At 65.6% G+C, this 13,264-nt stretch carries 14 protein-coding genes and 1 tRNA gene; 12 read left to right on the top strand and 3 right to left on the bottom strand.

Annotation, left to right across the window (positions count from 1 at the left end; translation table 11 throughout):
- Positions 1 to 14 precede the first annotated feature (14 nt).
- Complete coding sequence (argA, locus tag BC358_RS10530; protein ID WP_066151130.1) at positions 15 to 1,355, top strand: amino-acid N-acetyltransferase; 1,341 nt, start codon at positions 15 to 17, stop codon at positions 1,353 to 1,355.
- A gap of 24 nt (positions 1,356 to 1,379) precedes the next feature.
- On the opposite strand, the gene BC358_RS10525 is transcribed toward argA, so the two are convergent.
- Both BC358_RS10525 and BC358_RS10520 read right to left on the bottom strand, forming a co-directional pair.
- A complete protein-coding gene (locus BC358_RS10525) occupies positions 1,380 to 1,892 on the bottom strand; it encodes a disulfide bond formation protein B (RefSeq protein WP_079365775.1) in 513 nt (170 codons plus the stop codon).
- A 72-nt stretch (positions 1,893 to 1,964) separates the two neighbouring features.
- On the bottom strand, positions 1,965 to 2,741 hold the full coding sequence (locus BC358_RS10520) for a ferredoxin--NADP reductase (RefSeq protein WP_066151134.1): 777 nt from the start codon (positions 2,739 to 2,741) through the stop codon (positions 1,965 to 1,967).
- Between the two features lie 289 nt (positions 2,742 to 3,030).
- On the opposite strand from BC358_RS10520, the gene BC358_RS10515 reads away from it, so the two are divergent.
- Both BC358_RS10515 and BC358_RS10510 read left to right on the top strand, forming a co-directional pair.
- Complete coding sequence (locus BC358_RS10515) at positions 3,031 to 3,309, top strand: oxidative damage protection protein (protein WP_066151138.1); 279 nt, start codon at positions 3,031 to 3,033, stop codon at positions 3,307 to 3,309.
- Positions 3,310 to 3,333: 24 nt separating this feature from the next.
- Positions 3,334 to 4,503 carry an FAD-dependent oxidoreductase gene (locus BC358_RS10510; RefSeq protein ID WP_066151142.1) on the top strand — a complete coding sequence of 390 codons (1,170 nt, stop codon included), beginning with the start codon at positions 3,334 to 3,336 and terminating at the stop codon, positions 4,501 to 4,503.
- Positions 4,504 to 4,509: 6 nt separating this feature from the next.
- Here the strand turns inward: BC358_RS10510 and BC358_RS10505 are convergent, their stop codons facing one another.
- Positions 4,510 to 5,301 carry a hypothetical protein gene (locus tag BC358_RS10505; protein ID WP_079365774.1) on the bottom strand — a complete coding sequence of 264 codons (792 nt, stop codon included), beginning with the start codon at positions 5,299 to 5,301 and terminating at the stop codon, positions 4,510 to 4,512.
- A 137-nt stretch (positions 5,302 to 5,438) separates the two neighbouring features.
- Between BC358_RS10505 and BC358_RS10500 the strand changes: the two genes are divergently transcribed.
- From BC358_RS10500 to BC358_RS10460, 9 genes are all read left to right on the top strand, one after another.
- Complete coding sequence (locus BC358_RS10500) at positions 5,439 to 6,230, top strand: sulfite exporter TauE/SafE family protein (RefSeq protein ID WP_079365773.1); 792 nt, start codon at positions 5,439 to 5,441, stop codon at positions 6,228 to 6,230.
- Positions 6,231 to 6,250: 20 nt separating this feature from the next.
- Positions 6,251 to 8,032, top strand: coding sequence for a nitrite/sulfite reductase (locus tag BC358_RS10495; protein ID WP_079365772.1), 1,782 nt, complete (start codon positions 6,251 to 6,253; stop codon positions 8,030 to 8,032).
- A 17-nt stretch (positions 8,033 to 8,049) separates the two neighbouring features.
- Complete coding sequence (locus tag BC358_RS10490) at positions 8,050 to 8,433, top strand: DUF934 domain-containing protein (protein WP_079365771.1); 384 nt, start codon at positions 8,050 to 8,052, stop codon at positions 8,431 to 8,433.
- A 17-nt stretch (positions 8,434 to 8,450) separates the two neighbouring features.
- The gene (locus BC358_RS10485; RefSeq protein ID WP_079365770.1) at positions 8,451 to 9,074 is read left to right on the top strand and encodes a phosphoadenosine phosphosulfate reductase family protein; all 624 of its coding nucleotides are present in this window, start codon (positions 8,451 to 8,453) and stop codon (positions 9,072 to 9,074) included.
- Between the two features lie 35 nt (positions 9,075 to 9,109).
- Positions 9,110 to 10,066, top strand: a complete 957-nt coding sequence (gene cysD / locus BC358_RS10480) for a sulfate adenylyltransferase subunit CysD (protein ID WP_079365769.1) — start codon at positions 9,110 to 9,112, stop codon at positions 10,064 to 10,066.
- Between the two features lie 44 nt (positions 10,067 to 10,110).
- A complete protein-coding gene (locus BC358_RS10475) occupies positions 10,111 to 11,415 on the top strand; it encodes a sulfate adenylyltransferase subunit 1 (protein WP_079365768.1) in 1,305 nt (434 codons plus the stop codon).
- 108 nt (positions 11,416 to 11,523) lie between these two features.
- Entirely contained in the window at positions 11,524 to 11,853 is a 330-nt protein-coding gene (gene fdxA, locus BC358_RS10470; RefSeq protein ID WP_066151171.1) for a ferredoxin FdxA, read from the top strand.
- A 9-nt stretch (positions 11,854 to 11,862) separates the two neighbouring features.
- Positions 11,863 to 12,927 (top strand): NAD(P)/FAD-dependent oxidoreductase, encoded by a 1,065-nt coding sequence (locus tag BC358_RS10465; protein ID WP_143434264.1) that lies wholly within the window; start codon positions 11,863 to 11,865, stop codon positions 12,925 to 12,927.
- 65 nt (positions 12,928 to 12,992) lie between these two features.
- A tRNA-Asn gene (locus BC358_RS10460) sits at positions 12,993 to 13,068 on the top strand.
- The last annotated feature ends 196 nt before the right edge of the window (positions 13,069 to 13,264 follow it).

Here is a 13,264-nt window from a genome sequence, read left to right as displayed (position 1 = left end):
CCCACCCGCCCGACATGTCCACCGTCTTCAATTTCACCTTCGTGCCCTGGTTCCGTTCGGTGGCCCCGTACATCCACAAGTTCCGGAACCAGACCTTCGTGATCGGCCTGACTGGCGAGGCCATCGCTGCGGGCAAGCTGGCCTCGATCGCGCAGGACATCGCCATGATCCAGGCCATGGGCGTGAAGATCGTGCTGGTGCACGGCTTCCGCCCGCAGGTCAACGAACAGCTGCGCCTCAAGGGCCAGGAGGCGAAGTACTCGCATGGCATGCGCATCACCGACCCGATCGCGCTGGATTGCGCACAGGAAGCGGCGGGCCAGCTGCGTTACGAAATTGAAGCCGCCTTCAGCCAGGGCCTGCCCAACACGCCCATGGCCGGCGCCCGGGTGCGCGTGATTTCGGGCAACTTCATCACCGCCCGACCGGTGGGCCTGATCGACGGTGTCGATTTCCAACATACGGGCCTGGTGCGCAAGGTGGACACCGAAGGCATCCAGCGCACGCTGGACATGGGCGCCCTGGTGCTGATCTCGCCATTCGGCTTTTCACCCACCGGCGAGGCGTTCAATCTCGGGATGGAAGACGTGGCGACCTCGGTGGCTGTGGCCTTGCAGAGCGACAAGCTCATCTTCCTGACCGAGATCCCGGGCATCCGCGTGGACGCCAACGATCCTGAAAGCGACATCGACACCGAGCTGCCCCTGGCCGATGCCAAGCGCCTGATCGCCAGCCTGCCCGTCGCCACCCTGCCCACCGATCCGGGCTTCTACCTGCAGCACTGCGTGCGCGCCTGCGAAGGTGGTGTGGAACGCAGCCACATCATTCCGTTCAAGCTGGACGGGTCGCTGCTGCTGGAGATCTATGTGCACGACGGCATCGGCACCATGGTGGTGGACGAGAAACTGGAGAGCGTGCGCGAAGCCACCATCGACGACGTCAGTGGCATCGTGGCCCTGATCGAGCCCTTCGAGAAGGACGGCACCCTGGTCAAACGCGACCGCACCGAGATCGAACGCGACGCCGGCAACTACACCATCATCGAACACGACGGCGTGATCTTCGGCTGCGCCGCGCTCTACCCCTACCCCGAAGAGCGCACCGCCGAAATGGCCGCGCTCACCGTTTCGCCACAGAGCCAGAGCCAGGGCGACGGCGAGCGCCTGCTCAAGCGCATCGAGACCCGCGCCCGGGCCCAGGGACTGCAGAGCATCTTCGTGCTCACCACCCGCACCATGCACTGGTTCATCAAGCGAGGCTTCGTGCAGGTCAACCCCGACTGGCTGCCCGAGGCGCGCAAGCGCAAGTACAACTGGGACCGCCGCAGCCAGGTACTGGTCAAGAAGCTGGGCTAAGCCTGCCCAGCTAGCAGGCCGCGCCTACCGTCGGAGCAGCAGCAGTGCCGTCGCCAGCGCCGCAATGCCGGCAAAACAGAGGAAGGACCAGTTTGCGATGGACAGGCCCAGGAAGGTCCAGTCGATCGCCGAGCAGTCGCCGCTGCCCTTGAAGATCATGGGAATCGCGCGCTTGAGCGGGAAGGATTCGATCATTCCGTAGAAGTCGCGTCCGCAGCTGAGCACCTCGGGCGGGTACCACTGCAGAAAGCTCTGGCGCGCGGCGACGAAGGCGCCACCCAGTGCCAGCAGACCCATCAGGACGACGCCGACGCGCCGGCCCTTGGCCCCCGACAGGGAGGCAGCGACACCGGCCATGATGGCCACGAGGATCAACGCATAACGCTGCACGATGCACATCGGGCAGGGCTCCAGTCCCACCACATGCTGCAGGTACATGCCGAAAGCCAGCAGGCCGATGCAGCCGGCAGCCACCAGGGTCAGCACACGGCGCGGGTGCTGGTCAAGAACATCGAGGGCGGGGGTGAGGAAACTCAAGAAAACTCCAGAAGATGAAAAAGGCGCTGCGGGTGGACCCGGCCAGCGCCTTCAAGTTCCAGCGGCGGGCGATCAGCCGTTGTCGGCGAACGCGCGCTCGATCACGAACTGGCCCGGGCGCGTGGTATTGCCCTCAGCAAAACCGCGCTTCTCGCACAGCGCCTTGAGGTCGCGCAGCATCTCGGGGCTGCCGCAGATCATGACGCGGTCTTCGGCGGGGTTCAACTCAGGCAGGCCGGTGTCCTTGGCGATCTGGCCGCTCTCGATGATGTTGGGGATGCGGCCCTGGTGCACGAAGGGTTCGCGGGTTACGGTCGGGTAGTAGATGAACTGCTGGCTCACCATCTCGCCCAGGAACTCGTGCTGCTTGAGCTGGGTTTCCAGCATGTCGCGGTAGGCCAGTTCCTTGACCTCGCGCACCCCGTGGATCAGCACCACCTGCTCGAACTTCTCGTAAGTCTCGGGGTCGCGCACGATCGAGAGGAACGGCGCCAGCCCGGTGCCGGTGGCCAGCAGGTACAGGCGCTTGGCCGGCAGCAGGTAGTCGATCAGCAGCGTACCGGTGGGCTTCTTGCCGACGATGATGGTGTCGCCCACCTGGATGTGCTGCAGGCGGCTGGTCAGCGGACCGTCCGGCACCTTGATGCTCAGGAACTCCAGATGCTCTTCATAGTTGGCACTGGCGATCGAGTAGGCGCGCAGCAGCGGCTTGTCGTTCACCCGCAGCCCGATCATGGTGAAGTGGCCGTTGGAGAAGCGCAGCGCCGTGTCGCGGGTGGTGGTGAAACTGAACAGACGATCGGTCCAGTGATGAACGCTCAGGACGCGCTCTTCCAGAAATGCACTCATGGTCTTGAAGAAGATGGGTCCGGCCGGGACGCCGGACTTGGAAACAAAAACAGTTCGCGATTGTAGAAGTCGGGTTCCGGCGCGCCTTGCGATAAATCAGGAACTGGCACCGGCGCCCGAAGGGGATTCGCTTGCGCTGGGTATTCATTGCTACAGTGGAGCCCCTCTTGCAGGCCCCTGCACCATGCAACCCGGTCTTGCTGGCTGCTCGCATCATGCCGACCTTGGGTTAATACTGGAACGAATAGTTTTTCATTTTACTTAGACAACAACAGAATAAGGAAACCCCATGGCACGCACCATCCACTGCATCAAGCTCGGCAAGGAGGCCGAAGGCCTGGACTTTCCACCCTACCCCGGCGAACTGGGTAAGCGCATCTATGAGAACGTGAGCAAGGAAGCCTGGGCGGACTGGCTCAAGCACCAGACCATGCTGCTCAACGAAAACCGCCTCAACCTGGCCGATGCCCGGGCCCGTCAGTACCTCGCCCGCCAGATGGAGAAGCACTTTTTTGGCGAAGGTGCCGACGCGGCGGCGGGCTATGTGCCCCCGAGCGCGGGTCAGTAAGCAGCCGGATCACCTCCTTCCCTGGTGACCTCCTCATCCCGCCACGCGCTGGTGCTGGGCGCCGGTCTGGCCGGTGCTGCCTGTTGCGCGACCCTCGCCCGCCGGGGCTGGCGGGTCGAGCTGCTCGAACGCGGCCGCCAGGCCGCCATGGGCGCCTCCGGCCTTCCGGTGGGCATGCTCAGCCCGCATGTCACGCGCGCGCCGACACCGCTCTCGCGCCTTTGTTCCCTGGGCGTGGCCGATGCACGGTCCCAGCTCGAGCGTCTGGTGCCACAGGGCCACGGCTGGCAGGCCACGGAAGTCGACAACCTCGGACACGACCCCGGCCGCTGGCCTGCAGCAGTGGTCCGGCCGTCGGCACTGGTCCTGGCCTGGCTGTCTGAGGCGCAGTCCTCCGGGGGCCTGAGCATCCGCTTCGATGCCGCTGTGGCCAGCCTGGTCCGCGAGGATGGACAGTGGGTGGCCAGGGATGGTGCAGGCGTGGTGCTCGGCGCCGCGCCGACTGTGGTGGTGGCCACCGCCTACGGGGCATTTCCATTGCTGGAAGGAATCCACGGCCACGGATCGGGCGCGGTGCCGCTGCGACCGGTCAAGGGCCAGCTGACGCTCGCGGCCCTGCAGACGCCACCGCTCGCGCCCCGCCCCATGCGCAACAACGGGGTCTTTGTGCCGGCCTACGAAGATGCCGGTCTGCCGCCTGCATGGCCTTCCCGCGTCTGGGCCATGGGTTCCACTTACGAACGCGGTCGCGACGACACCACCGTGGATTCCGCGGCTCATGAACGCAACGCGGTGAGCCTGGAAGAGATGCATCCGCAGGCGGCTGCCGAGCTGCGACGCTGCGCCAGCGACGGGCGCCTGCTTGGCTGGTCCCAGGTCCGGTGTGCGTCGCAGGACCGGCTGCCGATGGTCGGCGCCGCGCCCGACCTGAAAGCCATGCAGGAATTGTTCAACGCCGCTGGGGCGCGCCGCGGCAGGGTCCCGTTGCTGCAGACGCCCCGTCTGCCAGGACTGTTCATGCTGACGGCGCTTGGCTCCCGCGGCCTGACGCTGGCCCACTGGTGTGCCGACTGGTTGGCCGGCCGGATGAGCGGCGAGCCCTCGCCGCTGCCCGAGCAGGATCGGGACCTGGAGAAGGCCCTCGACCCGGCCCGTTTCGCCTGGAAGGCAGCCCGCCGGCAGCCGGTGGCCTGAACCGGCTCAGGCCAGGAGTTCAAGCCAGCGCCGCCACTGGGCTTCCTGCAACGGCCGACCCACCAGGGCGCTGATGCCCGTGCGTTCCGTGTCCCGCTTGAGCCGCCGACGATTGAGCCAGGGTGCCAGGGGGTCGGCGTGCTCGCTGACCCCCACGGTCAGCGCATTGGCGTTGTGCTGTGAAAACAGCCGCGCCAGCTGCCAGGTGTCGACGTGGTGCTCGTCCAGGTCGAATACCCCACAGACATAACGGCGGCGTCCGATGCATTCAAGAGCGGCTTCGGTGCTGTCCGCCTCGTCCACCTCCGACACCCCCACCCCGGACAGCCAGGCCGTGACCTGCCCGCGCTCGCCCGCGGCGCCAACGATCAGCGCCCGCTTGTTCGGCGACTCCGAGCCGGTCTCCAGTGGCCCGGGCTGGGTCACATCCAGGTCGAGAAAGCCGGAGTCCACCCGTCGCGCGGCATACACCGCATCCAGATCATTGAGCATGACGGCCCACTGAATCGGCCGCTCCAGCACTCGCCAAGCATGCGCAGGTGCATGCGACCCCACCCAGATCAGTCGCTGACCCGGCGGGGTCTCCCTGGCATGGGACAACACCGCCTCGGCCGCGTCGCCGTCCACCAGAGCCACTTCTGCCAGCCGGGTCGGGGCCTGGACCCCGGGCGCGGTCAGTGGCACCCAGGGCGCGTAACTCAGTTCGCGCTCTTCGGACAGTCGGAAAACGGTGTTGAGCGCATGTCGCTCCACGTCGCTGAAGCCCACCACCTGCACATGAATCCGCTGCTTGACCATCGGCGCATGTTACCCGCGTGACGCCGCTGCACAACCAAAAGAGACCAGACATCCGACACCACTGATAACCAGAAGAAATATATGAACAACCAAAATGTCGTTTGAGATATATGAGCATTTGCGTAGAGTCGCGCCCCATGTCAGAACTTGCTTTTGTCTTTGCCGGTTTTTTTGTGGGCCTCGTCGTGGGCCTGACCGGCGTGGGCGGCGGTTCGCTGATGACCCCCATCCTGATTTTCTTCTTCGGAATCAAGCCTTACCTCGCCGTGGGCACCGACCTGCTGTTCGCGGCCGTGACCAAGGCGGGTGGCACCATCAATCTGGCACGCCAGCGCCTGGTGCCTTGGCGCGTGGTGGCCCAGCTGTGCGCCGGCAGCATCCCAGCTGCGCTAGTCACGCTCTGGGTGCTGCACCAGGTGGGCCCAGCCAGCCCTGCAGTGCAGTCGGTCATGACCCACACGCTGGGCGTGGCCCTGCTGCTGACCGCCGCCGCCATGCTCTACAAGGCGGCCCGTGGCAAGGTTCTGCCGCGAAGTCTGCCCACGACGGAAATCGACAAAGCCACCCATGCCCGCCACTGGAGCCTGCCGGTGCTGTTCGGCGCCGTCATCGGCACCCTGGTCACGCTGACCTCGGTCGGCGCTGGCGCCATCGGTGTCTCGGTGTTGCTGCTCCTGTTCCCGCTGCTGCCGCTGCCGCGCATCGTGGCCGCCGACATCGCCTACGCCGTGCCGCTGACCCTGGTCGCCGGTCTGGGCCACGCCAGCCTCGGCTCGGTCGACTGGCCGCTGCTGGGAAAGCTGCTGGCCGGTTCGCTGCCCGGCATCTGGCTCGGCACCCGCCTGATGCGCCACACGCCAGAGCGTCTGGTGCGCTCCCTGCTCTCGCTGCTGCTGGCCTACGCCGGCACCAAGCTGATCGCCTTCTGATTTTTCGCCTCACGACAGCCATGTACCAGTACTCCGATTTCGACCGACAGTTCGTCCAACAGCGCGCCGCCCAGTTCCGCGACCAGCTTGAACGTTTCCAGGCCGGCACGCTGGACGACGAAGCTTTCAAGCCGCTGCGCCTGCAGAACGGCTGGTACATCCAGCGCTTTGCGCCCATGCTGCGCGTGGCGGTGCCCTATGGCGAAATCAATACCGCCCAACTGCGCGTTCTCTCCAAGCTGGCCCGCGACTTCGACCACAAGGAGGCTCACGACACCTCCAAGGCCAACGCTGCCCTGGCCGACGTGCCCAGCCTGCCCGACCGCTGCGCCCACTTCACCACGCGCCAGAACGTGCAATACAACTGGATCCCGCTGCACCGCGCCGCCGACGCCATGGACCTGCTGGCCAGCGTGAACCTGCACGGCATCCAGACCAGCGGCAACTGCATTCGCAACATCACCACCGACGCCCTGGCCGGCATCGCCGTCGATGAGGTGGCAGACCCGCGCCCCTTCGCGGAAATCATGCGCCAGTGGAGCACGCTGCACCCGGAGTTCGCCTTCCTGCCGCGGAAGTTCAAGATCGCCATCACCGGTGCCCGCGAAGACCGCGCCGCCACGCCCTGGCACGACGTGGGCCTGCGCCTGCTGCGCAACGTGGACGGCGATCTGGGCTTCCAGGTGCGCGTGGGTGGCGGCATGGGCCGCACCCCCGTCATCGGATCGGTGATCCGTGAGTTCCTGCCCTGGCACCAGATCCTCAACTACCTCGAAGCCGTGGTGCGCGCGTACAACCGCTTCGGCCGCCGCGACAACAAGTACAAGGCCCGCATCAAGATCCTGGTCAAGGCCGAAGGCCAGTCCTTCACCGATCAGGTGGAAGCCGAGTACCGCGACATCGTCGAAAAAGACGGCGCGCCACACACCATCACGCAGGCCGAGCTGGACCGCGTGAGCGCCTTCTTTGTTCAACCCACCCTTCGCTGCGATCGCAAGAGTGCCGACGCCAAGATCGCCAACATCCTCAAGGCCGCCGCCGAGGACGACGTCGAGTTCAGCCGCTGGCTGACCCGCAATGTCAAGCCGCACCAGAACCCCGACCTGCGCGCCGTCACTCTGTCCTTCAAGCGGCTGGGCTCTGCGCCCGGCGACGCCACGGCCGACCAGCTGGAACGCGCGGCCGAGCTGGTGGACCGTTTCTCCTGCGGCGAAGCCCGCGTGACCCACGAACAGAACCTGCTGCTGCCCTGGGTCAGCTGCGATCAGTTGCCCGAGCTGTGGCGCGAGGCGCGTCGCCTGGGCCTGGCCAAGCCCAACATCGGCCTGCTGTCCGACATGATCGCCTGCCCAGGCGGCGACTTCTGCGATCTGGCCAACGCCCGCTCGCTGCCCATCGCACAGGCCCTGCTGGCCCGCTACCAGGACCTGGACGAACTGCACGACCTCGGCGAGATCGACCTGCACATCAGCGGCTGCATCAACAGCTGCGGCCACCACCACAGCGGCCACATCGGCATCCTGGGCGTCGACAAGGACGGCCAGGAGTGGTACCAGGTCACCCTGGGCGGCTCCGACGGCACGCGCCTGTCGGGTGAAGCGGTGCCGGGCAAGGTGATCGGTCCGTCCTTCGCGGCCGACGAGATGGTCGACGTGATCGAGGCGCTGATCGACACCTTCCGCACCCAGCGCCTGCCGGCCGAGACCTTCGTCAATACCGTCAAGCGCGTGGGGATCGAGCCCTTCAAGACCGCCGCCAACGCGGTGCGCGTGGCCACGGCCCGCACCCCGGTCACCGCCTGAACGCAGGAGCCCACGACATGAAACCCACGATCCAACTCTTCAAGGCCGACAGCTTCAGCGCCGACGACACCGGCACCCTGACCCTGCCCAACGACGCCGACCCGCGCGAAGCTGCCCTGGACGGCATCCACACGGTGCAGCTGCAGTTCCCATCGTTTGCCGACGGCCGCGCCTTCAGCCAGGCCTTCCTGCTGCGCCGCCGTCTGGGCTTCACCGGCCAGATCCGCGCCATCGGCGATGTGCTGATCGACCAGCTGGCGCAGATGCAGCGCAGCGGCTTCACACAGGCCGTGCTGCGCGCCGACCAGAGCATCGAGCACGGACAGAAGCTGCTGGCCCAGTACGACGCCTACTACCAGGGCGATGCCGTGGACACCCGCCCGCACTTCGCCCACGCCTGAGCACCAGGACGAACACCATGAGCACCATTGATCTCGCAAAAATCAACGCCGACATCGGCCGCGACGCCCCCGCCCTCGTCAAGTGGGCCCTGGGCCTGAATCAGCCGGCCATCGTCACCACCAACTTCCGCCCCTTCGAGGCGGTGATCCTGCACCTGGTCACCCAGGTCAACCCGGACGTGCCGGTGGTCTGGATGGACAACGGCTACAACACCGAGGCCACCTACCGCTTCGCCGACGAGGTGACCCGCCAGCTCAAGCTGAACCTGAAGATCTACCTGCCGCGGCGCTCGCGCGCGCACCGCGAGGCCGTGGAAGGCGCCACGCCCGCGCTGGACGACCCGCGCCACGCCGCGTTCACCGAAGAAGTGAAGCTGGAGCCGTTTGCCCGCGCCCTGCGCGAGACGGCGCCCAAGGTCTGGTTCACCGCCCTGCGCGCCACCGACACCGCCGTGCGCGCGCAGATGGACCCGGTGAGCATCAACCCGGACGGCCTGATCAAGGTTGCCCCGCTGCTGCACTGGACGTCCAAGGACCTGCACCACTACTGCGAGCTGCACGGCCTGCCCAACAACTTCGACTACGTGGACCCGACCAAGGGCGAAGAAAACCGCGAGTGCGGCCTGCACCTGGCCCATTGAAGCCCGGCCCACCGAACCGACTGCCGACAACGATCATGAACGCCCGTACCGACTCCGCCGTGCTGCAATCCGCCCACAACGCTGCCCAACACCACCTGAGCAACGCCCACCTGGACGCGCTTGAAGAGGAAACCATCTTCATCCTGCGCGAGGTGGCCGCCGCCTTCGAGCGCCCCGCCCTGCTCTTCTCGGGCGGCAAGGACTCGCTGGTCATGCTCAAGTGCGCGGAGAAGGCTTTCGGCATCGGCCGCATCCCCTACCCGCTGCTGATGATCGACACCGGCCACAACTTCCCGGAAGTGACCGACTTCCGCGACAGCCGCGCCAAGGAACTGCAAGCCGAACTGATCGTGCGCAGCGTCGAAGATTCGATGGCCCGCGGCACCGTGCGCCTGGCCCACCCGGGGGAGAGCCGCAACGTGCACCAGTCGGTCACGCTGCTGGAAGCCATCGAGGAATTTCGCTTCGACGCACTGATCGGCGGTGCCCGCCGCGACGAGGAAAAGGCGCGCGCCAAGGAACGCATCTTTTCGCACCGCGACAGCTTCGGCCAGTGGCAACCCAAGGCCCAGCGCCCCGAGCTCTGGACCCTGTTCAACACCCGCCTGGCCCCGGGCGAGCACTTCCGCGTGTTCCCCATCAGCAACTGGACCGAACTGGACGTGTGGCAGTACATCGAGCGCGAAGCCATCGCCCTGCCCTCGATCTACTACACCCACAAGCGCGAGGTGGTCGACCGCCGCGGCCTGCTCGTGCCTGTAACCGAACTCACCCCGCCCAAGGATGGCGAGACGGTGCAGATCCGCGATGTGCGCTTTCGCACCGTGGGCGACATCACCTGCACCTGCCCGGTGGAGAGCCTGGCCGCCACCGCCGGCGACATCGTGATCGAGACTCTGGCGGCTGACGTCAGCGAGCGTGGTGCGACGCGCATGGACGACAAGACGTCCGAAGCTTCGATGGAGAAGCGGAAAAAAGACGGTTACTTCTGAAGCCGACTTCGCACCCACGAACCGACCTTTCCCCGGACATTCCCATGAACGCTGTTGTTACCCCCTCCACTGCCGCCGACACCCGCACCGCCCTGAAGTTCATCACCTGCGGCTCGGTCGATGACGGCAAGAGCACCCTGATCGGCCGCCTGCTGGTGGACAGCAAGGCGGTGCTGCAAGACCACCTCGCCGGCGTGCAGCGCCAGGGTGAGACCGATCTCGCACTGCTGACCGATGGCCTGTCGGCCGAACGCGAGCAGGGCATCACCATCGACGTCGCCTACCGCTACTTCAACACCGAGGCCCGCAAGTTCATCATCGGCGACGCCCCCGGACACGAGCAGTACACCCGCAACATGGTCACGGCCGCCTCGGCTGCCGACGCCGCCGTGGTGCTCGTCGACGCGACCAAGCTGGACTGGAAAGACGCCGGCCTGAAGCTGCTGCCCCAGACACGCCGCCACTCGCTGTTGCTCAAGCTGCTGCGCGTGCCCTCCGTCGTGTTTGCCGTCAACAAGCTCGACGCGGTGGAGGACAGCGCACTGGCGTTCACCAACATCTCGGGTGCTCTGAGCGCGTTTGCAGCGGACGCCGGGATCGAGGTCACCGCCACCGTCCCGGTCTCAGCCCTCAAGGGCTGGAACGTAGTCGACGCCCCCGTGCAGGCTGGCTGGTGCGGCTATCAGGGCCCGACCCTGCTCAACATCCTGGAGCACCTGCCGGTGACCCGCCCGGACACCGAGCTGCCGCTGGCCTTCCCTGTGCAGTGGGTCGAAAAGTTCTCCTCGTCTTCGGACACCAGCCAGGGCCGCCGTGTGTTCTGGGGCCGTGTCGCCACCGGCGTCGTCCAGCCAGGCCTGCAGGTCAAGGTCATGCCCAGCGGCCAGACCGCCACCGTGGCGCAGGTGCTCAACCACGTGCGCAACCCGCAGGCGGTCCCCGCCGGTCACAGCGCCGGCATCGTGCTCGACCGCGAGGTCGATGTCTCGCGCGGCGACTGGCTGCTGGCCGTGGACGAGCAAGGTCAATCCCTCGAAGCCAGCCGCGAGATCCGCGCCACGGTCGCTTGGATGGACGATGAAACCCTGGTCGCCGGCCGTGTCTACTGGGCGCTGCATGGCCACCGCTGGGTCAAGGCCAAGGTCAAGCGCATCGTGCACAAGTTGGACATCCACACCCTGGCCGAAGGGGAAGCCACCCAGCTAGAACCCAACGCCATTGGCCACGTCGAACTGGCGCTGCAGGAACCGCTGGCCACTGCACCGTTCGCACAGTCGCGTGCGCTGGGTTCGCTGGTGCTGGTGGACACCGCCAGCCACAAAACTTCCGGCGCCGTGCTGGTGAACTGACGCGCTTCGCAAGTCGGGTTTAACCAATATCAAGGCCAAGGGCTTCCCCGGGGCCTTACCCTCCTGCTCCGCCTAAAATCCTGGTTTGATCGATTTTCCTCCCACACCATGACCCACGTCGTCACCGAAGCCTGCATCCGCTGCAAATACACCGACTGCGTCGACGTCTGCCCCGTCGACTGCTTCCGCGAAGGCCCGAACTTCCTGACCATCGATCCGGACGAGTGCATCGACTGTGCGGTCTGCATTCCCGAGTGCCCGGTCAGCGCCATCTTCGCCGAAGAGGATCTGCCCAAAGACCAGGTGCACATGACAGCGCTCAACGCCGAACTGGCCAAGCTGCCGAACTGGAAGAGCATCACCAAGCGCAAAGATCCGCTGCCCGACCACGAGGAGTGGAAAGACCGCACCGGCAAACTGTCCGAACTCGCCCGCTGATCCCAGGAGATGATGACCGGTGACGTGATCGAGACCGATGCGGTCATCATCGGTGCCGGTCCTGTGGGCCTGTTCCAGGCTTTCCAGCTGGGGCTGCTGGAGATCCGGGCCCACATCGTCGACGCGCTCCCGCACCTTGGCGGGCAGCCCGCAGAGCTCTATCCCGACAAACCGATCTATGACATTCCTGCCGTGCCCGCCTGCACCGGTCAGGAGTTGACCGATGCGCTGCTGAAACAGGTTCGCCCCTTCGAACCCACCTTTCATCTCGGGCAGACGGTATCCCGTGTCGAACGACAAGGCGATGATCGCTTTCTGGTGTCGACCTCCCAGCGAACCTCGCTGCTGACCAAGACGGTGTTCATCGCCGCAGGTGTCGGCGCCTTCGAGCCACGTCGCCTCAAGCTCGAGGGTCTGGAGACCTTTGAAGGCTCGCAGCTTTTCTTCTTTCCGCGCCTCCCGGAACAGGAAATCGGGCGTCGCGTGCTGGTGGTTGGAGACACCGACAGCGCCATGCAATGGGCGCTGTCCCTGGTGAACCAAGGCGGCGTCGATGTGACACTGATGCACCGACGCGATGTGTTTCAGTCCGGCACGGACTTGCAGACGCAGATGCGCGCGCTCTGTGCACAGGGACGCATGCGGTTGCTGATTGGCCAGGCCACCGCCTGCGAATCGGATGGCGAACGTCTGAGCGCTGTCAGTGTTTTGCGGGCCGATGGCGCCGCAGAACGCCTGGACGTCGACAGCATGTATGTGATGCAGGGACTCTCACCCCGTCTGGGCGCCATGGCCCAGTGGGGACTCGCGCTGGAACGCAAACAGCTGGTAGTCGACACCGCGACGTTTTCCACCAGCGAGCCCGGGATCTTCGCTGTTGGCGACATCAACACCTACCCGGGAAAGAGGAAGCTCATCGTCTGTGGCTTCCACGAGTGCGTGCTCGCAGCGTATGCGGCAGCCACGCGGGTGTTTCCCGGCAAAGCCATCCACCTCGAATACACAACCTCCAGTTCCCGACTGCATCGCCTGCTGGAAGTGCGGCCCGAGCCACTTGGCGGCCCAGTTCCATAATTTTTTGAAGAAACTGTGACCCGGCTTCCAAACATCATAAAAATCACACTATAATCTGAGGCTGTTCCCTGATAGCTCAGTCGGTAGAGCGACGGACTGTTAATCCGCAGGTCCCTGGTTCGAGTCCAGGTCGGGGAGCCAAAAACACAAAAGCCAGCAAGCATTCGCCTGCTGGCTTTTTTATTTTCTGGTTGACGGGCGCTGTTTTGGCCGCCAGCAGTGTTCTGAGGCCGGCCTTCGGACGCACACGCTCCCGGCTTCGATGATCGACGGCCCCGTCTGGATGACGGCCCCGCGCGAACACGCGATCTGCCTCTCGGGGAATCGGGACCTCTTC

It is taken from the genome of Hydrogenophaga sp. H7 (genome assembly GCF_002025745.1).
In the GTDB taxonomy this organism is placed as follows: Bacteria; Pseudomonadota; Gammaproteobacteria; order Burkholderiales; family Burkholderiaceae_C; genus Hydrogenophaga; species Hydrogenophaga pseudoflava.
This window is presented reverse-complemented; position numbering and strand designations above follow the sequence as displayed.

Bases quoted from the DNA above. Each gene is read 5' to 3' on its own strand.
- argA (WP_066151130.1), top strand. From the start codon at position 15: ATGTCCACCGTCTTCAATTTCACCTTCGTGCCCTGGTTCCGTTCGGTG.
- BC358_RS10520 (WP_066151134.1), bottom strand. From the start codon at position 2,741: ATGAGTGCATTTCTGGAAGAGCGCGTCCTGAGCGTTCATCACTGGACC.
- BC358_RS10515 (WP_066151138.1), top strand. From the start codon at position 3,031: ATGGCACGCACCATCCACTGCATCAAGCTCGGCAAGGAGGCCGAAGGC.
- BC358_RS10505 (WP_079365774.1), bottom strand. From the start codon at position 5,301: ATGGTCAAGCAGCGGATTCATGTGCAGGTGGTGGGCTTCAGCGACGTG.
- BC358_RS10500 (WP_079365773.1), top strand. From the start codon at position 5,439: ATGTCAGAACTTGCTTTTGTCTTTGCCGGTTTTTTTGTGGGCCTCGTC.
- BC358_RS10495 (WP_079365772.1), top strand. From the start codon at position 6,251: ATGTACCAGTACTCCGATTTCGACCGACAGTTCGTCCAACAGCGCGCC.
- BC358_RS10490 (WP_079365771.1), top strand. From the start codon at position 8,050: ATGAAACCCACGATCCAACTCTTCAAGGCCGACAGCTTCAGCGCCGAC.
- BC358_RS10485 (WP_079365770.1), top strand. From the start codon at position 8,451: ATGAGCACCATTGATCTCGCAAAAATCAACGCCGACATCGGCCGCGAC.
- cysD (WP_079365769.1), top strand. From the start codon at position 9,110: ATGAACGCCCGTACCGACTCCGCCGTGCTGCAATCCGCCCACAACGCT.
- BC358_RS10475 (WP_079365768.1), top strand. From the start codon at position 10,111: ATGAACGCTGTTGTTACCCCCTCCACTGCCGCCGACACCCGCACCGCC.
- fdxA (WP_066151171.1), top strand. From the start codon at position 11,524: ATGACCCACGTCGTCACCGAAGCCTGCATCCGCTGCAAATACACCGAC.
- BC358_RS10465 (WP_143434264.1), top strand. From the start codon at position 11,863: ATGATGACCGGTGACGTGATCGAGACCGATGCGGTCATCATCGGTGCC.